Genomic DNA, 20130 nt, shown 5'->3' with positions numbered 1-20130 from the left:
ACATGATGGAACGTTTCCGCGCCTTCTGGACGAAGGTCATCTCTCCCGTCGCCCACCTCCTGATCCGGATGGGCGTGAGTCCCGACGCGGTCACCCTCGTGGGGACCCTCGGGGTCTCGGCCGGCGCCCTCGTCTTCTTCCCGCAGGGCAAGCTCGCGACGGGGGTGCTGGTGATCGCCGCCTTCGTCTTCAGCGACCTGCTCGACGGCTACATGGCCCGCACCACCGGCCGGGTGAGCTCGTTCGGGGCGTTCTGGGACTCCACGCTCGACCGGGTCGCCGACGGCGCGATCTTCATCGGCCTGGCGCTCTACTTCGCGTGGGAGGAGCCGAGCCGGCTCTACCTGGTGCTCAGCCTGGTCTGCCTGCTGATGGGGGGAGTGACGTCGTACGCCCGCGCGCGCGGCGAGACCCTCGGGTTCTCGGTGAAGGTCGGCATCGCGGAGCGTGCCGACCGGCTCGTGGCGATCCTCGTGATGACCTTCTTCAGCGCTGTTCTCGACCTTCCGGTCCTGCTCTACATCGCGCTCTGGGGGCTCGCGCTCGCCTCGACGATCACCGTGGCCCAGCGGGTGTGGGTGGTCCGCAAGCAGGCCGCGGAGGAGGCCGCACTACGCTCGGAGCATGACTGACAGCACCACCGAGGCTCCGACGAGCACCAGCAGCACCGGCACCGGCACCTCGCGCGTCAAGCGCGGCATGGCGGAGATGCTCAAGGGCGGCGTGATCATGGACGTCGTCACGCCCGAGCAGGCCAAGATCGCCGAGGACGCCGGCGCCGTGGCCGTGATGGCCCTCGAGCGGGTCCCGGCCGACATCCGCGCCCAGGGCGGCGTGAGCAGGATGAGCGACCCCGACATGATCGACGGGATCATCGCGACGGTCTCGATCCCGGTGATGGCCAAGGCCCGCATCGGCCACTTCGCCGAGGCGCAGGTCCTGCAGAGCCTGGGAGTGGACTACGTCGACGAGTCCGAGGTGCTCACCCCGGCCGACTACGCCAACCACATCGACAAGTGGCAGTTCACCGTGCCGTTCGTGTGCGGTGCCACCAACCTCGGCGAGGCGCTGCGCCGGATCACCGAGGGTGCAGCCATGATCCGCTCCAAGGGCGAGGCCGGCACGGGCGACGTGTCCAACGCGGTGACCCACATGCGCACCATCCGCGCCGAGCTGCGCCGCCTGCAGGGCCTCGAGCCCGACGAGCTGTACGTCGCGGCCAAGGAGCTGCAGGCGCCGTACGAGCTGGTCAAGGAGGTCGCCGAGGCGGGCAAGCTGCCCGTCGTCCTGTTCACCGCCGGCGGGATCGCGACCCCGGCCGACGCGGCGATGATGATGCAGCTGGGGGCCGAGGGCGTGTTCGTCGGCTCGGGCATCTTCAAGTCGGGCAACCCCGCCCAGCGGGCCGAGGCCATCGTCAAGGCCACGACGTTCTACGACGACCCCGACGTGGTCGCCAAGGTCTCCCGCGGGCTGGGTGAGGCGATGGTCGGCCTCAACGTCGACGAGATCCCGCAGCCGCACCGGCTGGCCGAGCGCGGCTGGTGATCGCCTGACGCCCGCCCCAGCGGTCTGCGCCGCCGGAGCGGGGCTTCACCGGGAGCGGCCACGGCGGAGGTGTCTCCGGCCGCACGTGCCGCGGCCCCTACGATGGCGCGGTGCCAGGACCGACGGTGGGCGTGTTCGCCCTGCAGGGCGACGTGCGCGAGCACCTGCACGCGCTGGGTGAGCTCGGCGTCGCGACGCTCGGCGTACGGCGCCCCGAGGAGCTCGCCGCGTGCGACGCGCTGGTCCTGCCGGGCGGTGAGTCGACCACCATGTCCAAGCTGGCGGTGACCTTCGGGCTCCTGGACCCCCTGCGCGCGCGGATCAAGGAGGGGATGCCGGTCTTCGGCACCTGCGCCGGGATGATCCTGCTCGCCGACCACGTGCGCGACGGCATCGAGGGCCAGCAGACGCTCGGCGGGCTCGACGTGACGGTGCGGCGCAACGCCTTCGGCCGGCAGGTCGACTCCTTCGAGGACGACGTGGAGTTCGCCGGCCTCGACGAGACGGTGCACGCGGTCTTCATCCGCGCCCCGTGGGTGGAGGAGGTCGGCGAGGGGGTGGACGTCCTCGCGCGGGTCGGCCACGGACCTGCCGAGGGTAGGATCGTCGCGGTCCGCCAGGGTCCGCTGCTGGCCACCTCGTTCCACCCCGAGGTCGGCCGCGACACCCGGATCCACCGGCTCTTCGTGGACCAGGTCCGCGCGGGCTGACCGACTGACGACGTAGACGACCAGAAGAGGGACTCATGTCTGGCCACTCCAAGTGGGCGACCACCAAGCACAAGAAGGCGGTCATCGACGCCAAGCGCGGCAAGATGTTCGCGAAGCTGATCAAGAACATCGAGGTCGCGGCCCGGATGGGCGGCGGTGACCCGGCCGGCAACCCCACCCTCTACGACGCCATCCAGAAGGCCAAGAAGTCGTCGGTCCCCAACGACAACATCGACCGCGCGGTCAAGCGCGGGTCGGGCGCGGAGACCGGCGGCGCGGAGTACCAGACGATCATGTACGAGGGCTACGGCCCCTCGGGCGTCGCGATGCTCATCGAGTGCCTCACCGACAACCGCAACCGGGCCGCCATGGAGGTCCGCACGGCGATGACGCGCAACGGCGGCTCGCTGGCCGACCCCGGGTCGGTGTCGTTCCTGTTCAACCGCAAGGGCGTCGTCGTGGTGCCCAAGGCGCAGGAGGGCCGCACGGTCGGCGAGGACGACGTGCTCGAGGCGACGCTCGAGGCCGGAGCCGAGGACGTCAACGACCTCGAGGACAGCATCGAGGTCGTCTCGGAGGCGGGCGACCTGGTGGCCGTGCGCACCGCGCTCCAGGCGGCGGGCATCGACTACGACTCCGCGGAGGCGGAGTTCCGCCCCGACATGGAGGTGGCCCTCGACAAGGACGCCGCCGCCAAGATGTTCCGGCTCGTCGACGTGCTCGAGGACCTCGACGACGTGCAGAACATCTACGCCAACTTCGACGTGCCCGACCAGGTGATGGCCGAGCTCGAGGCGTAGCGCGGCCGCGCCCGGCGTGTCGGGACCCGGTGACCGGGGAGCCGACCGTAACGTGGTCCTCCGAACACCTGTTCGGACGGAAGGCGGCTCGGATGCGCGTGCTCGGGATCGACCCCGGCCTCACCCGCTGCGGCCTCGGCGTGGTCGAGGGCGGCGTGGGCCGACCGCTGCGCCTGATCGACGTGAACGTCGTGCGCACCAGCGCCGACCTGCCGATCGCCGAGCGGCTGGTGACCATCGAGCGAGGCATCGACGCCTGGCTCGACGAGTACCGCCCCGACGCCGTGGCGGTGGAGCGCGTGTTCGCCCGCTCCGACTCCAGCACCATCATGGGCACCGCGCAGGCCAGCGGGATCGCGCTGGTGGCGGCCGCCCGGCGGGGCCTCCCCGTCGCCCTGCACACCCCCAGCGAGGTCAAGGCCGCGGTGTCGGGCAACGGCCGCGCCGACAAGGCACAGGTCGGCGCGATGGTCGCCCGGATCCTGCGGCTCGACGCACCGCCGAAGCCCGCGGACGCCGCGGACGCCCTGGCCCTGGCCATCACCCACGTCTGGCGCGGAGGCGCCCAGGCCCGCATCGAGGCAGCGGCCGCGGCCGCTGCCGCCGCGAGGAGCAGCCGATGATCGCCTACGTCAGCGGGACCGTCGCCGCGGTCACCCTCACCAGCGCCGTCGTCGAGGTCGGCGGCGTCGGCCTCGAGGTGCAGTGCACGCCCGGCACGCTCGCCACGCTCCGCACCGGACACCCGGCCACGCTGCCGACGAGCATGGTGGTGCGCGAGGACTCCCTGACGCTGTTCGGCTTCGTCGACGAGGAAGAGAAGTCGACCTTCGAGCTCGTGCAGACCGCGTCGGGCGTCGGCCCCAAGCTGGCCCAGGCCATGGTCGCCGTCCTCGAGCCCGACGACCTGCGCCGTGCCGTGGCCCACGACGACGTCAAGACCCTGACGCGAGTCCCCGGCATCGGGCAGAAGGTGGCGCAGCGGATCATCCTCGAGCTCAAGGACCGGCTCGGCGCCCCGACGTCCCGCGCGGGCGGCGCCCCCGCCCCGGCCGCGGCGGCGCCGTGGCGCAGCCAGGTGCAGGAGGGCCTGGTCGGGCTCGGCTGGTCCGCCAGGGACGCCGACCGGGCGATCGACACCGTCGCCCGCGACGTCGTGACCGACGACGGCTCGGCCCCCGACGTCGGCGTGGTGCTGCGCGCCGCCCTGCGCCAGCTGAGCAAGGCGTGAGCGGCGTGGGCCCCGACGACCTCGACGAGCTCGACGAGCTCACCGCCATCGAGGACGCCCACCTGCGGTCCCTCACCGCGGTCGAGGCGGTCGACGGTGACGAGCGCGCGGTCGAGGCCGCGCTGCGCCCGCGCTCGCTCGACGAGGTGGTCGGCCAGCAGCGCGTGCGCGACCAGCTCGGCCTGGTGCTCGAGGCCGCCCGGCAGCGGGGGAGGGCTCCCGACCACGTGCTGCTCTCGGGGCCCCCCGGGCTCGGCAAGACCACGCTGGCGATGATCATCGCGGCCGAGATGACCACGCCGTTGCGGCTGACCAGCGGTCCGGCGATCACCCACGCGGGTGACCTCGCCGCCATCCTGTCCGGCCTCAACGAGGGCGACGTCCTCTTCGTCGACGAGATCCACCGGATGTCGCGGCCTGCGGAGGAGATGCTCTACCTCGCGATGGAGGACTTCCGGGTCGACGTCGTGATCGGCAAGGGTCCCGGCGCGACCGCGATCCCGATCGAGATCCCGCCGTTCACCCTGGTGGGCGCCACCACCCGGGCGGGGCTCCTGCCCGGGCCGCTGCGCGACCGGTTCGGGTTCACCGCCCACCTCGAGTTCTACGAGGCGCACGAGCTCGACGAGATCGTCCAGCGCTCGGCCCGGCTGCTCGACGTCGAGGTGCGCGCCGACGGCACCAGCGAGATCGCGTCCCGCTCGCGGGGCACCCCGCGCATCGCCAACCGGCTGCTGCGCCGGGTCCGCGACTACGCCCAGGTGCGCGCCGACGGCGTGGTCACCCGCACCGTCGCCCGCGACGCCCTCGACCTCTACGAGGTCGACGCCTCGGGCCTCGACCGCCTCGACCGGGCCGTGCTCGACGTGCTGTGCCGGCGCTTCGGCGGCGGCCCCGTCGGCGTCTCGACGCTGGCCGTGGCCGTGGGCGAGGAGCGCGAGACCGTCGAGGAGGTCGCCGAGCCCTTCCTCGTACGACGCGGCCTGCTCGCCCGGACGCCCCGCGGACGCGTGGCCACCGCCGCCGCGTGGCAGCACCTCGGCCTGGCCGCGCCCGCTGCCGCACCCGGCACGTCCGCCGACCCGGCGCTCTTCGACGAGTGACCGCGGGCAGGTCCACCGGTCCGGGGGACCCGGCGATTCAACCCGCGTAGTGGCGCCGGTTACACTTCACCGTCGCCCCGGCCACGTCGCCGGCTGGCGCCCTCGATCACATCACCACACGCTCGGAAGGTACTGCCGTGCCGGAGCTCGTCTCCCTGTTGCCCATCATCGCCATCGCGGTGCTCTTCTGGTTCCTGCTGATCCGTCCGCAGGCCCGGCGCCAGAAGGAGCAGGTCCGCATGCAGGCGTCGGTGAGGACCGGGGAGCGGGTCATGCTCACCTCCGGCATCTACGGCACCCTGCGCAGCGAGGACGGCGACACGGTCACGCTCGAGGTGGCCGACGGCGTCGTGCTCGAGGTGGCGCGCGCCGCGATCGCCCAGGTGCTGGCGGCCGACGAGCCGACCCCGCCCGCAGCCGGCGAGTCCGCGACCGGCACCGAGGAGAACTGACGTGGCACGCAAGAACTACCGTCCGGGGCGGACCGTCCTCATCTTCTTCTCGGTCATCGCCGCGGGCTACGCCCTCGTCGCTGCCACCGGCACCGCCTGGACCCCCGCCCTCGGCCTCGACCTCCAGGGCGGCACCCGGATCACCCTGGTGACCAACGACAAGAACGCCACGCCCGAGAGCATGGACCAGGCCGTGACGATCATCGACCAGCGCGTCAACGGCTCGGGCGTCAACGAGGCCGAGGTCACCAAGCAGGGCAACAACCTGATCGTCGTCGAAATCCCCGGTGACACCCGCCGCGACCTCGTCGAGACCGTGAAGCGCCAGGCGCAGCTGCGGTTCCGCCTGGTGGCCTGCACCGCCCCCGGTCCGGCCTGCGGGTCGTCGTCCGCGACCACCCAGACCCCGCAGGAGCTCCCCGGCGTGCCCGGCGTGACCCTGCCGTCGGGCGCCAGCATCTCCATCGACCCGGGCTCCGGCAGCACCGGCGGCGGTGGCAACGGCGGCGGCAACCAGAGCGGCACGGCCAACCGCCCGCCGCTCGGCTTCGCCGACAAGAGCGGCAGCACCTCCTCGCCGACCGGCTCGCCGACGAGCACCTCCAGTCCGACGAGCACTTCCAGCCCGACCGACGGTGGCAGCGCGAGCGCGCCGGCCCAGCCCGACGCCACGGGCGACCTCGTCGACCAGCCGCTGAAGTGGATGGACAACCCCGACCCTGCGTCGATCAAGGCGTTCAACCAGTTCACGTGCCCCCCGAAGGGTGAGGCGCCCGTCGCCGAGGACGACCCCGACAAGCCCCTCGTCACCTGCGACGAGAACGGCGTGAAGTACCTGCTCTCCGTGGCCGCCATCGAGGGCACCGACCTCAGCAGCGCGAGCGCCGGCATCCCGCAGAACGCCGTGGACTGGGTGGTCGACCTCGGCTTCAACGGCAGCGCCACCGACACCTTCACCGAGATCTCCCGCGCGCTCTACGGCACGCAGAAGCAGTTCGCGATCGTGCTCGACGGCCAGGTGATCTCCGCGCCGACGATGAACGGCCTGATCACCAACGGCCAGGCCCAGATCAGCGGCAACTTCAACCAGGCGGAGGCGCAGAGCCTCGCCACCAGCCTGAAGTTCGGCGCGTTGCCGATCTCCTTCGACGACCAGAGCACCCAGGTGGAGACGATCGGCCCCTCGCTGGCCGGCAACCAGCTCTCCGCCGGTCTGATGGCCGGAGCGCTCGGGCTCGCGCTGGTGATGATCTACTGCCTCTTCTACTACCGCGGGCTCGGCCTGGTCGTCGTCGCGTCGCTGTTCGTCGCGGCGGCTGCGACGTACGTCCTCGTGCTGCTGCTCAGCGAGAGCGCCGGCTTCACGTTGTCGCTGCCGGGCATCGCGGGCCTGATCGTGGCGGTCGGCATCACCGCCGACTCGTTCATCGTGTACTTCGAGCGGATCCGTGACGAGATGCGAGACGGCAAGAGCATGCGGGTTGCCGTTGAGAGCGGCTGGGCGCGAGCCAGGAACACCTGCCTGGCCGCGGACTCCGTGTCGCTGCTGGCGGCGATCGTCCTCTACATCTTCGCCGCCGGCGTGGTGAAGGGCTTCGCGTTCGCGCTCGGGCTCTCCACGCTGATCGACCTCGCCGTGTTCTTCTGGTTCACGCACCCGATGGTGTCGTGGCTGGCCCGCTTCGAGTTCTTCTACAAGGGCCACCGGCTCTCCGGTCTCGACCGTGAGGCACTGGGTATCGACGACCGACGAGTCCCCGCGGGAGGGGCGGCCTGATGAGCAAGATCACGCGGCTCGGCAACGAGCTCTACACCGGTCGCAAGTCGATCGACTTCGTCGGACGACGCTGGCTCTGGTACACCATCTCCGGTGTGATCGTCGTGGTGGCGATCCTCGCCCTGACCCTCAAGGGCCTCAACTGGGGCATCGAGTTCACCGGCGGCGCGGAGTTCCGCGTCACCACGCCCGGCCAGACCGTGTCCCAGGACGAGGTCGACCAGGTCCGCCAGGAAGTCGCCGCTACGGGCATCGACGCCGCCTCGGCCCCCGTGGTCAGCTCCTCGGGCACCGACACGATCCTGGTGCAGACCGAGCCGCTCACCGACGCCGAGAGCGTGACGGTGACCCAGGTCATCCTCGACGTCACCGGCGGCACGGAGAGCGACTTCTCGCAGTCGGAGATCGGCCCCAGCTGGGGAGCGGAGGTCGCCCAGCGGGCGTTGCTCGGCCTCGGCGTCTTCCTCGTCCTGGTCACCCTGTTCATCTGGGCCTACTTCCGCGAGTGGAAGATGTCGGTGGCCGCTCTGGTCGCACTCGCGCACGACCTGATCATCACCACGGGTGTCTACGCCCTGTCGGGCTTCGAGGTCAGTCCCGCGACCGTGACGGGTCTGCTCACGATCCTCGGCTTCTCGCTCTACGACACCGTCGTGGTCTTCGACAAGGTCCGCGAGAACACCAAGGACCTGCGCGCCCGCCGCACGACGTACGCCGCGGCCGCGAACCTCGCGGTCAACCAGACCCTGGTCCGCTCGATCAACACCTCGATCGTCGCGCTGATCCCGGTCGGCTGCATCCTCTACGTCGGCGTCGTCCAGCTCGGCTCCGGCGCGATGAAGGACCTCGCGCTCGCGCTCTTCGTGGGCATGGCGGCCGGCGTCTACTCCTCGATCTTCATCGCGACCCCGCTGGTGGCGCACCTGAAGTCCAGCGAGTCCGAGGTCCAGGCAGCCGAGCGGCGCGCCAAGGCCCGCGAGCGCCAGCAGGCCGACCGCTACGCGACGGTCCCGTCGTTCAGCGAGGACATGCCGATCACCGACGAGCCCGGTGCCGGCGGCGAGCCCGGCGCCGAGGGCACGCCCGTGGGCGGCGCGTCCGGGTCGTCCGGTGCACGACCCGAGGCGTCCGGCCGCGGCCGGGTGGCCCCGGCGTCGCGCGGGCCGGTCCAGCAGAGCAGCGCGTCCGGCCGGCAGCAGCCGACCCGCCAGCCGAGGTCCAAGCGGGGCAAGAAGTGACCGATGGGCCCGCGGCCCGCGCCCGGGCCCGCGCGGCCCTCGAGCAGCTGGTCGTCGACGTCCCCGACTTCCCCGAGCCCGGGGTCGTCTTCAAGGACATCACGCCCGTCCTGGCCGACCACACGGCGTTCACCGACCTCGTCGCCGGGCTGGCCTCGGCCGGCCGCGACGCCGACGGGACGGTGCGGGTCGACAAGGTGATCGGCATGGAGGCGCGTGGCTTCATCCTGGCCGCGCCGGTGGCCCTGAGCCTCGGCGCCGGCTTCGTGCCGGTGCGCAAGGCCGGGAAGCTGCCGCGCGCCACGCACGCGGTCTCGTACTCCCTGGAGTACGGCAGGGCCACGCTCGAGATGCACGCGGACGCCGTGGAGGCGGGTGACCGGGTGCTCCTCGTGGACGACGTCCTCGCCACCGGCGGCACGGTCGCGGCGACCGCCGAGCTCGTCGCCCGCGCCGGCGCCACCACCGTCGGGGTGGCCGTGCTGATGGAGCTCGGCTTCCTCTCCGGGCGCGACGTGGTCGGCGACCTCGCCATCACCACCCTGCTGACCATCTGAAGGCGCGCGGGGCCAGGTCGCGCGACCTCCTAGACTGGCCTCGTGACCGACGACCAGGCCGTGACCGCTCCCGAGGAGGAGCGCGCACCCGAGTCGGTCACCTCGGCGCGCGGCATGCGCGCCCGGCTCGCCCGGATGGGCACCCGGACCTCGGTCGGCAACCCGGTGCTCGAGCCGCTCTTCCGCTCGGTCCGGGCCAGCCACCCCAAGGCCGACCTCGCCCTGCTCGAGCGCGCGTACACGACCGCCGAGCGCATGCACGGCACCCAGATGCGCAAGAGCGGCGACCCCTACATCACCCACCCGCTGGCCGTCACCGCGATCCTCGCCGACATCGGCATGACCGAGCCGACCCTGGTCGCCGCCCTGCTCCACGACACCGTGGAGGACACGCCGTACACCCTGGACCAGCTGCGCGCCGACTTCGGCGACGAGGTCGCCCAGCTCGTCGACGGCGTGACCAAGCTCGACAAGGTGAAGTACGGCGACGCCGCGCAGGCCGAGACCATCCGCAAGATGATCGTGGCGATGTCGCGCGACATCCGCGTGCTCGTGATCAAGCTCGCCGACCGGCTGCACAACATGCGCACGCTGCGCTACGTGCCCCAGGCCTCGCAGGAGCGCACCGCCCGCGAGACGCTCGACATCTACGCGCCGCTGGCCCACCGGCTCGGCATGAACACCCTCAAGTGGGAGCTCGAGGACCTCGCCTTCGCCACGCTGCACCCCAAGATCTACGACGAGATCGTGCGGCTGGTGGCCGAGCGCGCGCCGTCGCGCGGCAAGTTCCTCGCCGAGGTGATCAGCCAGGTCGAGGCCGACCTCAAGGAGGCCAAGGTCAAGGCCAAGGTCACCGGGCGGCCGAAGCACTACTACTCGATCTACCAGAAGATGATCCTCGGCGGCCGGGAGTTCTCCGACATCTACGACCTGGTCGGCATCCGGATCCTGGTCGAGGAGGACCGCGACTGCTACTCGGCGCTCGGCGTGCTCCACTCCCGCTGGAACCCGGTGCTGGGCCGGTTCAAGGACTTCGTGGCGATGCCGAAGTTCAACATGTACCAGTCGCTGCACACCACGGTGATCGGGCCGCAGGGCAAGCCCGTCGAGATCCAGATCCGCACCTTCGCGATGCACCGCCGGGCGGAGTACGGCGTGGCCGCGCACTGGAAGTACAAGGAGGACGGCCGCAACGGCGTCGACACCGACCGGGCGGGCGACTTCGACGACATGACCTGGGTGCGCCAGCTGCTGGACTGGCAGAGCGACGTCGAGGACCCGGGCGAGTTCCTCGAGTCGCTGCGCTTCGAGATCAACCGCGCCGAGGTCTACGTCTTCACGCCGCGCGGCGACGTGATCGCGCTGCCGGTGGGGGCCACGCCGGTCGACTTCGCCTACGCCGTGCACACCGAGGTCGGGCACCACACGATCGGCGCGCGCGTGAACGGCCGGCTGGTGCCGCTGGAGTCGACGCTGGAGAACTCCGACGTGGTCGAGGTCTTCACCTCGAAGTCCCCGACCGCCGGCCCGTCGCGCGACTGGCTGACCTTCGTCAAGTCACCGCGCGCCCGCTCCAAGATCCGGCAGTGGTTCACCAAGGAGCGGCGCGAGGAGGCGATCGAGCGGGGCAAGGAGCAGATCGCCAAGCTGATGCGCAAGGAGGGGCTGCCGCTCAAGCGGCTGATGTCGCACGAGTCGCTGATGCTCGTGGCCGCGCACTTCAACATCGCCGACGTCTCCGCGCTCTACGCCGCGGTGGGGGAGGGCAACCTCAGCGCCCAGGCGGTCGTCCGGCGGGTGATCGACCTGCACGGCGGCGACGACGGCGCGGCCGAGGACCTCTCGGAGGCCGTGACGATCACGGGCCGGCGTGCCCGCGGCAAGGCCAGTGCCGGCGGCGACGCTGGCGTGATCGTCAAGGGCGCCCCCGACGTGTGGGTGAAGCTGGCCAAGTGCTGCACACCCGTGCCGCCCGACGACATCCTCGGCTTCGTCACCAAGGGGGGTGGCGTCTCGGTGCACCGCACCGACTGCACCAACGCCGCCAGCCTGCGCAGCCAGCCGGAGAAGCTGCTCGAGGTGGAGTGGGCGCCGACCGGGCAGTCGACGTTCCTCGTCAACATCCAGGTCGAGGCGCTCGACCGGGCCCGGCTGCTCTCGGACATCACGATGGTGCTCTCCGACGCCCACGTGAACATCCTCAGCGCCAACCTGTCGACCTCGCGCGACCGCGTGGCCAAGAGCCGCTTCACCTTCGAGATGGCGGAGTCCAAGCACCTCGACACCGTGCTGCGGGCGGTGCGGTCGGTGCCCGGCGTCTTCGACGCCTACCGCGTCACGCAGTAGCGCCGTCGACCGTCGGCCGCCTCCGGGTCAGCCGGAGAAGTCGGCGGAGGCCCGGCGGGCCATGTCGAGGAAGGCCTGGCGCGAGGCGAGGTTCTCCTCGAGGTCGGCGACCTTCTTCTGGTCACCCGCGGCACGGGCCGCCTCGAGGTCGCGCTCGATCTTGCCGAGCGCCGCCTCGAGCTTGGAGACCATGTCGTCGGCCCGCGCGGACTTCTCCGGGTCGGTGCGGCGCCACTGCTCCTCCTCCTTCGAGCGGATCTCCTGCTCGACGCGGCGGATCCGCCCCTCGAGCTCCTTGATCCGGTCGCGGGGGACCTTGCCCGCAGCCTCCCAGCGCTCGGCGATGTCGCGCATCGCGCGCTTGGCCGCCTCCAGGTCGGTCACCGGCAGCAGCGCCTCCGCCTCGGCGAGCAGCTGCTCCTTCACCTCGGCGTTGGCGGCGAACTCGCGGTCCTGCTCGGCGTTGGCGGCGTCACGGGCGCCGAAGAACGTGTCCTGCGCGCCGCGGAAGCGCTTCCACAGCGCGTCGTCGACGTCGCGGGGCGCCGGCCCGGCGGCCTTCCACTCGCGCATCAGGTCCCGGAAGCGACCCGCCGTCGGGCCCCACTCGGTGGAGCCGGCGAGCGCCTCGGCCTCCTTGGCGAGCCGCTCCTTGACCACCCGGGAGGCCTCGCGCTTCTCGTGCTGCTCGGAGAAGTGAACCTTGCGGCGCCGGGTGTACGTCGTGCGGGCGGAGGAGAAGCGTCGCCACAGGGCGTCGTCGGAGGCGCGGTCGATCCGCGGGAGTGCCTTCCACTGGTCGAGCAGCTCGCGCAGGCGGTTCGCGCCGTTGCGCCAGTCGGAGCCCTCCGCGAGGCGCTCGGCCTCGGCGACCAGGGCCTCCTTCTGCTCCTTGGTCTCCGCCGAACGCTTGGCGCGCTCGGCCTTGCGGGCCTCGCGCTGGCTGGCGATCACGGGGCTCAACGCGTCGAGCCGGCCGGCCAGGCTGGCGAGGTCGCCGACGGCGTTGGCGTCGACGACCTGGGCGCGCACGGTCCTGATCGACTCCTGGGCTTCCTCGGGCGAGAGCACCCCGGCCTGGACGCGCTGCTCGAGCAGGCCCACCTCGAAGGCGAGGGCGTCGTACCGCTCGGTGTAGAACTTCAGGGCGTCCTCGGGGGTCGCGTCGGGCACCTGCCCGACCGGTCGCTCGCCGTCGGCGGTGGTCACGAAGACCGTGCCGTCCTCGGCGACCCGACCCCATGCTTGCTCAGTCACAGCCTGTCCCTCTTCGCTCGGTCCCTGCGGGCGCAGGTGCCCATGCTAGTCACGAGCGGCCGTGCCTCCACCGGTGACCGTGGGCCCGCACCCGGTGGGTAGTGTGCTCGGGTGTTCATCGCCGGTTTCCCCGCGGGTCCGTGGGGCACCAACTGCTACGTCGTCGCGACGGCCCCGGGGGCGGAGTGCGTGGTCGTCGACCCCGGCAAGGACGCCGCCGCGGGCGTCGCCGAGCTCGTCCGCGAGCACCGGCTCAAGCCGGTCTCCGTGCTCGTCACCCACGGCCACGTCGACCACATGTGGTGCGTGGCGCCCGTGGCCGGCAGCTACGACGCCACCGCCTGGATCCACCCCGCCGACCGGCACCTGCTCAGCGACCCGATGGCCGGCATGTCGCGGGAGACCACGCAGATGATGCTCGGCGGCGACTACTCGTGGGCCGAGCCGGACGACGTGCGCGAGCTCGCCGACGGTCAGGACCTCGAGCTCGCCGGGCTCTCGTTCACCGTCGACCACACACCCGGGCACACGGCGGGGTCGGTCACCTTCCGCTCGCCGTACTCCGGCGCTGAGGTCTCCGAGGTCATGTTCGCCGGGGACCTGCTCTTCGCCGGGTCGATCGGGCGCACCGACCTGCCCGGCGGCGACCACCCCACCATGCTGCGCAGCCTGCGCGAGAAGGTGCTGACGCTGCGTGACGACGTCGTCGTGCTGCCCGGCCACGGCGAGCAGACGTCCATCGGGCGCGAGCGCGCCACCAACCCCTTCCTGCTCGAGCTGCAGCACGACGGCTCGGCCGGCCAGGTCACGCGAGGTCTCTAGATGAGCAAGCCCACGCCGCTCAGCGGCTTCCCCGAGCTGCTGCCCGCCCAGCGCGTCGTCGAGCGCGAGGTGATCGCCTCGCTCTCGCGCACCTTCGAGCTGCACGGCTTCGCCAACATCGAGACGCGGGTGGTCGAGCCGCTCGAGCGCCTCGCCAAGGGCGGCGAGATCGACAAGGAGATCTACGTCCTGCGGCGGCTGCAGGCGGGGGAGTCCCAGGACGGGCCGAGCGACTCCGGCCTCGGCATGCACTTCGACCTCACCGTGCCGTTCGCCCGCTACGTGCTGGAGAACGCCGGCAAGCTCGAGTTCCCCTTCCGGCGGTTCCAGATCCAGCCGGCGTGGCGCGGGGAGCGGCCGCAGGAAGGCCGCTACCGCCAGTTCACCCAGGCCGACATCGACATCGTCGGACGCGACGAGCTGCCCTTCCACCACGACGTCGAGGTGGTGCGGGTGATGGTGGAGGCACTGGCCGCGCTGCCGGTGCCGCCGCTCTCGGTCCAGCTCAACAACCGCAAGCTGATCCAAGGCTTCTACCGGGGCCTCGGCATCGCCGACGTCACGGCGGCCATCCGGGTCATCGACAAGCTCGACAAGCTGCCGGCCGAGCAGGTCGCCGCGCAGCTCGTCGAGGTCGCCGGAGCCACCCCCGAGCAGGCCGAGCGCTGTCTCGAGCTGGCGCGGATCCGGGTGCCGGACACCTCGTTCGTCGAGACGGTCCGCGGGCTCGGCGTCACCGACGACCTGCTCGAGACCGGCCTCGCCGAGCTGGCCGCCGTGGTCGACGGCTGCCCGGCGTCCGACCGGGTCCGCGTCGAGGCCAACCTCCGCATCGCGCGCGGGCTCGACTACTACACCGGCACGGTCGTCGAGATCTTCATGAGCGGCTACGAGCGGTTGAAGTCGGTCGGCGGCGGGGGCCGCTACGACGCGCTGGCCGACGACGGCCGCACGACCTACCCCGGCGTCGGCGTCTCGTTCGGCGTCTCGCGCACGCTCGTGCCGCTGATCGCCGACGGTGTGCTCTCCGGAAGCCGGCCGGTGCCGAGCGCGGTGCTCGTGGCACTGGTCGACGAGGAGTCGCGACCGGGCAGCGAGCAGGTCGCGGCCGCGCTGCGCGCCCGCGGCATCCCCTGCGAGGTCGCCCCTAGCCCACAGAAGTTCGGCAAGCAGATCCGCTTCGCCGAGCGGCGGGGCATCCCGTTCGTGTGGTTCCCGGGGGAGTCGCACGAGGTCAAGGACATCCGCAGCGGCGAGCAGGTGCCCGCCGACCCCGACCAGTGGGCGCCACCGCACGGCGACCTGCGACCCACCATCGTGACGAAGGAGCAGACCTCGTGATCCGCACCCATGACGCCGGAGCCCTGCGCGGCACCGACGCCGGCCAGACCGTGACCCTCGCCGGGTGGGTGGCGCGCCGTCGCGACCACGGCGGCGTCGCGTTCCTCGACCTGCGGGAGGCCAGCGGCGTCGTGCAGGTCGTGGTCCGCGACGAGGAGGTCGCGCACAGCCTGCGCAGCGAGTACTGCCTCAAGGTGACCGGCGAGGTCAGCCTGCGCCCGGAGGGCAACGCCAACCCGCAGCTGCCCACCGGCGAGGTCGAGGTGATCGCCTCGGAGGTCGAGGTGCTCAACCCGAGCGCGCCGTTGCCGTTCCCGATCGACGAGACCGGCCACGAGGGCGGGTCGGTGGGCGAGGAGGTCCGCCTGGCGCACCGGTACCTCGACCTGCGTCGAGCCGGCCCCAGCCAGGCCCTGCGTCTGCGCAGCCGGGTCAACAAGGCGGCCCGCGACGTGCTCGACGGGCGCGGCTTCGTCGAGGTCGAGACCCCGACGCTGACCCGGTCCACGCCGGAGGGCGCGCGCGACTTCCTGGTGCCGGCGCGCCTTCAGCCCGGCAGCTGGTACGCCCTGCCGCAGAGCCCGCAGCTGTTCAAGCAGCTGCTGATGGTCGCCGGCATGGAGCGCTACTACCAGATCGCCCGGTGCTACCGCGACGAGGACTTCCGCGCCGACCGCCAGCCGGAGTTCACCCAGCTCGACATCGAGATGTCGTTCGTCGACCAGGACGACGTCATCGCCGTCGCCGAGGAGGTGCTCGCCTCGGTGTGGGCGCTGATCGGGCACGAGCTCGAGAGGCCAGTGCCGCGGATGACCTACGCCGAGGCGATGGCGCGGTTCGGCACCGACAAGCCCGACCTGCGCATGGGCCAGGAGCTCGTCGACTGCACGTCGTACTTCGCCGGGACGCCGTTCCGCGTCTTCCAGGCGCCGTACGTCGGTGCGGTGGTGATGCCGGGGGGCGCCTCCCAGCCGCGCAAGCAGCTCGACGCCTGGCAGGACTGGGCCAAGCAGCGCGGGGCCAGGGGCCTCGCCTACCTCCTGGTCAAGGAGGACGGTGAGATCACCGGACCGGTCGCCAAGAACATCTCCGACGCCGAGCGCGAGGGCATCGCCGCCCACGTCGGTGCACAGCCGGGGGACTGCGTCTTCTTCGCCGCCGGCCCCGCGAAGTCCAGCCGGGCCCTGCTCGGGGCGGCGCGCCTCGAGATCGGCCGGCGGTGCGGCCTGATCGACGAGGGCGCGTGGAGCTTCGTGTGGGTCGTCGACGCCCCGCTCTTCGAGCCGGCCGCCGAGGCCACCGCCTCCGGCGACGTCGCACTGGGCTACAGCGCGTGGACGGCCGTCCACCACGCCTTCACCTCGCCGCAGGACCTCGACGCCTTCGACCGCGACCCCGGCAACGCCTTGGCGTGGGCCTACGACATCGTCTGCAACGGCAACGAGATCGGCGGGGGATCGGTCCGTATCCACCGCCGTGACGTGCAGGAGCGCGTGTTCGCGGTCATGGGCATCGACGAGGCCGAGGCGCAGGAGAAGTTCGGCTTCCTCCTCGACGCCTTCGCCTACGGCGCGCCGCCGCACGGCGGCATCGCCTTCGGCTGGGACCGGATCGTGGCCCTGCTCGCCCGGACCGACTCGATCCGCGACGTGATCGCCTTCCCCAAGTCCGGCGGCGGGTTCGACCCGCTCACGGCGGCTCCTGCTCCGATCACGCCCCAGCAGCGCAAGGAAGCCGGTGTCGACGCCGTCGCGCCGAAGGACGTCCCGGAAACCGCTTGACACAAGCGTGATCTTCGCCCGGGGTCGAGACCAGATCGTTACGCACGAGTGATCGTCCGTGCGGTCGGCGTCACATAGAGTCTCGTCCCGGCGCAACCCGGAGGCAGGGGGATCCCCGGCCCCGAGCTACACCCCCCGAACCACACCCAGCGTGCGAACCGAACCACGACCAGATGGGGAGAAGATGTCGGCACAGATCGCCGGACCCGAGACCGTGGGCCACCTGACGGACCAAGCGCCGCCGCCGGACCCCAGCAGCACCAAGGCCAAGGAGATCGCCGGCAAGTCGCCGATGCAGATCGCCTTCGGGCGCCTGGTCCGCGACAAGATCGCCCTGTTCTGCGCGTTCGTCATCCTGGTGTTCGTCCTGGTCGCGGTCTTCGCCGGCGTGATCTGCTCGATCTTCGGCGTCACCACCGACACGGTGTTCGCCTCGGAGTACGTCGACGGCCTGACCGGCATGCCGCTCACCGGCCCGCCGCTGCACGGCTTCGACCCCAACCACCCGTTCGGGCTGGCGCCCCAGACCGGTGAGGACAACCTCGCCTACTGGGTGTACGGCTGCCGCACCTCGCTCTCGATCGCCTTCATGGCCACCGTGTTCGCGTCGTCGGTCGGCATCGTGCTCGGCCTGCTGGCCGGCTTCCTCGGCGGGACCACCGACCGGATCATCTCGTTCTTCACCGACCTCTTCCTGACGATCCCGTTCCTGCTGGCCGCCCTCGTCATCGCGCCGATCATCAGCGAGCGGTTCGCGGCCAGTGACCACTACAAGCAGATCCAGTTCTGGAACCTCGTCGCGGTGCTCAGCATCTTCACCTGGATGGGCACCGCCCGCCTGATCCGTGGCGAGGTGCTCTCGCTGCGCGAGCGCGAGTTCATCATGGCCGCCCGGGTGATCGGCATGCCGACGCGACGGATCCTGGTCAAGGAGCTGCTGCCCAACCTCGCTGCCCCGATCGTCATCTCGATCTCGCTCATGCTGCCGCTGTTCGTCGCGGCGGAGGCGGGCCTGGCGTTCCTCGGCATCGGTGTCACCAGCGGCATCTCCTGGGGCCAGACCATCAACAAGGCTGTCACCTTCTTCGACACCTACCCGCTCTACCTCTGGGAGCCGACGCTCGGCATCGTCGCGCTGTGCCTCGCACTCAACCTCCTCGGTGACGCGATCCGCGACGCCCTGGACCCCAAGACCCGTCGCTGACGGGCACCTCTGACGTCGCCCACGACTCTCCCGTGGGCGCGAACATGAAAGGAAAGGCTGGATAATGAGACGGAGCAAGCCGCTGGCGGTCGTCGCCGGTGCCGCGCTGTTCGCGCTCGCCGCCTGTGGTGGCAGTTCGGACACGCCGACGTCGGGCGAGAGCCGGACGCAGCAGGCAGCGGACACCGAGATCGCCAAGAACGCAGACATGAAGGGTCCCGCGCCCGACATCGAGGGTGCGACGGCCGGAGGGACCATCACCGTCTTCCTGCCGGGTGACCCCGGGCCGAACGACCTCGACCCGACGAACGGGTGGTCGGTGACGGGCAACTCGATCCAGCAGGCGCTGACGAGCCGGTCCCTGACGCAGTACTACCGCGACCCCGACACCGGCAAGATGATCCTGGTCCCGGACCTCGCGACCGACCTCGGCACGCCGAACGACGACTTCACGGAGTGGACCTTCACCATCCGTGACGACGCCACCTGGCAGACCGGCGAGCCGATCACGGCCGAGGAGGTCGCCTGGGGCATCTGCCGCTCCATGGACTCCGACACCTTCCCGTCCGGCCCCGGCACCGAGTACTCGCAGACCTACTTCTACGGTGCGGGCAAGTACAACGGTCCCTACACCGAGAAGGACAACGACACCTGCGACAAGTGGGGCGGCGTCTCGGTCAGCGGCCAGGACGTGACCATCAAGATGGCCAAGCCGTTCCCCGACATGGACTACTGGGGCGCCTTCATGGCGATGGGCCCGGCCCCGCTGGGCAAGGCCAGCACCCCGCCGGACTACGGCCAGAACATCCTGTCCAACGGTCCGTACATGGTCGAGAGCTTCCGCCCGTCGGAGGAGCTGACCCTGGTCAAGAACCCGCAGTGGGACCCCGCCTCTGACCCGGCGCGTCACCAGTACGCCGACAAGTGGGTCTTCAAGTTCGACCAGGACCAGAACAAGGTCGACCAGATCATGCTCTCGGGCAACACCGAGTCGCAGGCCGCGGTCGCGATCGGCATCGGCTCCAGCAACTACGAGCGCGCGAACAGCGAGCTCGGTGACCGCCTGGTGCAGAACGCCGAGCAGTGCGTCAGCTTCCTGTCGCCCGACTACACCAAGATCACCGACATCAACGTCCGCAAGGCGCTCGCGTACGCCTACCCGTACCAGGACGTCTGGCTGGCCAGCGGTGAGATCCCGGGCGTGACCCGCGTCCCGGCGAACGGCATCATGCCTCCGGGCATGGCGGGCAAGAAGGACTTCTACGCCGACGGCGAGCAGTTCACCTACCAGCCCGAGAAGTCCAAGGAGCTCCTGGCCGAGGCCGGCTACGAGGACAAGCCGTACCCGATCACGATGGTCTACTACGAGGTCGACCCCCTGGCCGTGGCTGCCCAGAAGCAGCTGGAGAAGGGCTTCGAGGAGGGCGGCTTCGACGTCAAGTCGATCCCGGTCCAGGTCTCGCCGTACGACATCTGGCTCGACCCGGACAACAAGATCAACAAGACGCTCAACCTGCGTGGTGTCAACTGGTGCTCCGACTGGCCGTCGGCTCTCACCATGATCCCGCCGCTGGTCAAGACCGGCGCGACCTACAACACCTCGCAGTTCTCCGAGCCGTCTGTCGACAAGGAGATCGCGGACATCCCGCTCATGCCGCTGGAGGACCAGGCGGCTGCGTGGGGTGACCTGGACGAGACGATCAACAAGGAGTACTTCCCGATCATCCCGACCGCCTTCCGCAACTCCCTGTTCGTCTTCGGCGAGCAGGTCGGCAACCCCTCGGGTGACAGTTCGATCGGAGCCCCGAACTACAAGGGTCTCTACGTCAGCCAGTGAGCCATGACGGTCACTGACAGCAGTGAAGCGGCGTCGGTGTGATGCCGATCCGCTGATCAGCCCCTAGCCTCGCGCTTTCACGTTGCCGGTGTGGAGTACGGCGTGTAAAGCACGGAAGTGCCTGTC

The 20130-nt window shown here is 71.0% G+C and carries 18 protein-coding genes; 17 read left to right on the top strand and 1 reads right to left on the bottom strand.

What is annotated here, in order from left to right:
- Positions 1-2 precede the first annotated feature (2 nt).
- The 12 genes from pgsA to ACFPGP_RS22675 all read left to right on the top strand — a co-directional run bounded on the left by pgsA (position 3) and on the right by ACFPGP_RS22675 (position 11762).
- Complete coding sequence (pgsA, locus tag ACFPGP_RS22730; RefSeq protein WP_378593751.1) at positions 3-632, top strand: phosphatidylinositol phosphate synthase; 630 nt, start codon at positions 3-5, stop codon at positions 630-632.
- Positions 625-1548 carry a pyridoxal 5'-phosphate synthase lyase subunit PdxS gene (gene pdxS / locus ACFPGP_RS22725; protein WP_378593749.1) on the top strand — a complete coding sequence of 308 codons (924 nt, stop codon included), beginning with the start codon at positions 625-627 and terminating at the stop codon, positions 1546-1548. Before pgsA ends, pdxS begins: the two co-directional genes overlap by 8 nt.
- Positions 1549-1658: 110 nt before the next feature.
- The gene (gene pdxT, locus ACFPGP_RS22720) at positions 1659-2258 is read left to right on the top strand and encodes a pyridoxal 5'-phosphate synthase glutaminase subunit PdxT (RefSeq protein ID WP_378593747.1); all 600 of its coding nucleotides are present in this window, start codon (positions 1659-1661) and stop codon (positions 2256-2258) included.
- A 35-nt stretch (positions 2259-2293) separates the two neighbouring features.
- The gene (locus ACFPGP_RS22715; RefSeq protein WP_378593745.1) at positions 2294-3058 is read left to right on the top strand and encodes a YebC/PmpR family DNA-binding transcriptional regulator; all 765 of its coding nucleotides are present in this window, start codon (positions 2294-2296) and stop codon (positions 3056-3058) included.
- A gap of 92 nt (positions 3059-3150) precedes the next feature.
- The gene (gene ruvC, locus ACFPGP_RS22710; RefSeq protein ID WP_378593743.1) at positions 3151-3681 is read left to right on the top strand and encodes a crossover junction endodeoxyribonuclease RuvC; all 531 of its coding nucleotides are present in this window, start codon (positions 3151-3153) and stop codon (positions 3679-3681) included.
- A complete protein-coding gene (gene ruvA, locus ACFPGP_RS22705) occupies positions 3678-4289 on the top strand; it encodes a Holliday junction branch migration protein RuvA (RefSeq protein ID WP_378593741.1) in 612 nt (203 codons plus the stop codon). Before ruvC ends, ruvA begins: the two co-directional genes overlap by 4 nt.
- Before the next feature lie 47 nt (positions 4290-4336).
- A complete protein-coding gene (ruvB, locus tag ACFPGP_RS22700) occupies positions 4337-5392 on the top strand; it encodes a Holliday junction branch migration DNA helicase RuvB (RefSeq protein WP_378593950.1) in 1056 nt (351 codons plus the stop codon).
- Between the two features lie 137 nt (positions 5393-5529).
- The gene (gene yajC / locus ACFPGP_RS22695) at positions 5530-5844 is read left to right on the top strand and encodes a preprotein translocase subunit YajC (RefSeq protein ID WP_378593739.1); all 315 of its coding nucleotides are present in this window, start codon (positions 5530-5532) and stop codon (positions 5842-5844) included.
- A 1-nt stretch (position 5845) separates the two neighbouring features.
- Positions 5846-7621, top strand: a complete 1776-nt coding sequence (gene secD, locus ACFPGP_RS22690; RefSeq protein WP_378593737.1) for a protein translocase subunit SecD — start codon at positions 5846-5848, stop codon at positions 7619-7621.
- Entirely contained in the window at positions 7621-8859 is a 1239-nt protein-coding gene (gene secF, locus ACFPGP_RS22685; protein ID WP_378593735.1) for a protein translocase subunit SecF, read from the top strand. The genes secD and secF overlap by 1 nt, the downstream gene beginning before the upstream one ends.
- A complete protein-coding gene (locus ACFPGP_RS22680; RefSeq protein ID WP_378593733.1) occupies positions 8856-9416 on the top strand; it encodes an adenine phosphoribosyltransferase in 561 nt (186 codons plus the stop codon). Before secF ends, ACFPGP_RS22680 begins: the two co-directional genes overlap by 4 nt.
- A gap of 114 nt (positions 9417-9530) precedes the next feature.
- A complete protein-coding gene (locus ACFPGP_RS22675; RefSeq protein ID WP_378593949.1) occupies positions 9531-11762 on the top strand; it encodes a RelA/SpoT family protein in 2232 nt (743 codons plus the stop codon).
- Positions 11763-11789: 27 nt separating this feature from the next.
- Here ACFPGP_RS22675 and ACFPGP_RS22670 read toward each other — a convergent pair whose 3' ends face one another.
- Positions 11790-13019, bottom strand: coding sequence for a DUF349 domain-containing protein (locus tag ACFPGP_RS22670; protein WP_378593731.1), 1230 nt, complete (start codon positions 13017-13019; stop codon positions 11790-11792).
- 111 nt (positions 13020-13130) lie between these two features.
- Between ACFPGP_RS22670 and ACFPGP_RS22665 the strand changes: the two genes are divergently transcribed.
- The 5 genes from ACFPGP_RS22665 to ACFPGP_RS22645 all read left to right on the top strand — a co-directional run bounded on the left by ACFPGP_RS22665 (position 13131) and on the right by ACFPGP_RS22645 (position 20004).
- Positions 13131-13841, top strand: a complete 711-nt coding sequence (locus ACFPGP_RS22665) for an MBL fold metallo-hydrolase (RefSeq protein ID WP_378593729.1) — start codon at positions 13131-13133, stop codon at positions 13839-13841.
- Positions 13842-15182: a histidine--tRNA ligase gene (gene hisS / locus ACFPGP_RS22660; RefSeq protein ID WP_378593727.1), complete on the top strand. Its 1341-nt coding sequence runs from the start codon at positions 13842-13844 to the stop codon at positions 15180-15182.
- Positions 15179-16963: an aspartate--tRNA ligase gene (gene aspS, locus ACFPGP_RS22655; protein WP_378593725.1), complete on the top strand. Its 1785-nt coding sequence runs from the start codon at positions 15179-15181 to the stop codon at positions 16961-16963. The genes hisS and aspS overlap by 4 nt, the downstream gene beginning before the upstream one ends.
- Positions 16964-17147: 184 nt before the next feature.
- Positions 17148-18167 carry an ABC transporter permease gene (locus ACFPGP_RS22650; protein WP_378593723.1) on the top strand — a complete coding sequence of 340 codons (1020 nt, stop codon included), beginning with the start codon at positions 17148-17150 and terminating at the stop codon, positions 18165-18167.
- 64 nt (positions 18168-18231) lie between these two features.
- A complete protein-coding gene (locus ACFPGP_RS22645) occupies positions 18232-20004 on the top strand; it encodes an ABC transporter substrate-binding protein (RefSeq protein ID WP_378593721.1) in 1773 nt (590 codons plus the stop codon).
- Positions 20005-20130: the final 126 nt, after the last annotated feature.

The sequence above is a fragment of the Nocardioides taihuensis genome (assembly GCF_042657275.1).
Lineage (GTDB): Bacteria > Actinomycetota > Actinomycetes > Propionibacteriales > Nocardioidaceae > Nocardioides > Nocardioides taihuensis.
The sequence above is the reverse complement of the archived record's forward strand: the minus strand, read 5'-3'. Positions and strand labels throughout refer to the sequence as shown.

Bases quoted from the DNA above. Each gene is read 5' to 3' on its own strand.
- pgsA (WP_378593751.1), top strand. From the start codon at position 3: ATGATGGAACGTTTCCGCGCCTTCTGGACGAAGGTCATCTCTCCCGTC.
- pdxS (WP_378593749.1), top strand. From the start codon at position 625: ATGACTGACAGCACCACCGAGGCTCCGACGAGCACCAGCAGCACCGGC.
- ACFPGP_RS22715 (WP_378593745.1), top strand. From the start codon at position 2,294: ATGTCTGGCCACTCCAAGTGGGCGACCACCAAGCACAAGAAGGCGGTC.
- ruvC (WP_378593743.1), top strand. From the start codon at position 3,151: ATGCGCGTGCTCGGGATCGACCCCGGCCTCACCCGCTGCGGCCTCGGC.
- ruvA (WP_378593741.1), top strand. From the start codon at position 3,678: ATGATCGCCTACGTCAGCGGGACCGTCGCCGCGGTCACCCTCACCAGC.
- secF (WP_378593735.1), top strand. From the start codon at position 7,621: ATGAGCAAGATCACGCGGCTCGGCAACGAGCTCTACACCGGTCGCAAG.
- ACFPGP_RS22675 (WP_378593949.1), top strand. From the start codon at position 9,531: ATGCGCGCCCGGCTCGCCCGGATGGGCACCCGGACCTCGGTCGGCAAC.
- hisS (WP_378593727.1), top strand. From the start codon at position 13,842: ATGAGCAAGCCCACGCCGCTCAGCGGCTTCCCCGAGCTGCTGCCCGCC.
- ACFPGP_RS22650 (WP_378593723.1), top strand. From the start codon at position 17,148: ATGTCGGCACAGATCGCCGGACCCGAGACCGTGGGCCACCTGACGGAC.
- ACFPGP_RS22645 (WP_378593721.1), top strand. From the start codon at position 18,232: ATGAGACGGAGCAAGCCGCTGGCGGTCGTCGCCGGTGCCGCGCTGTTC.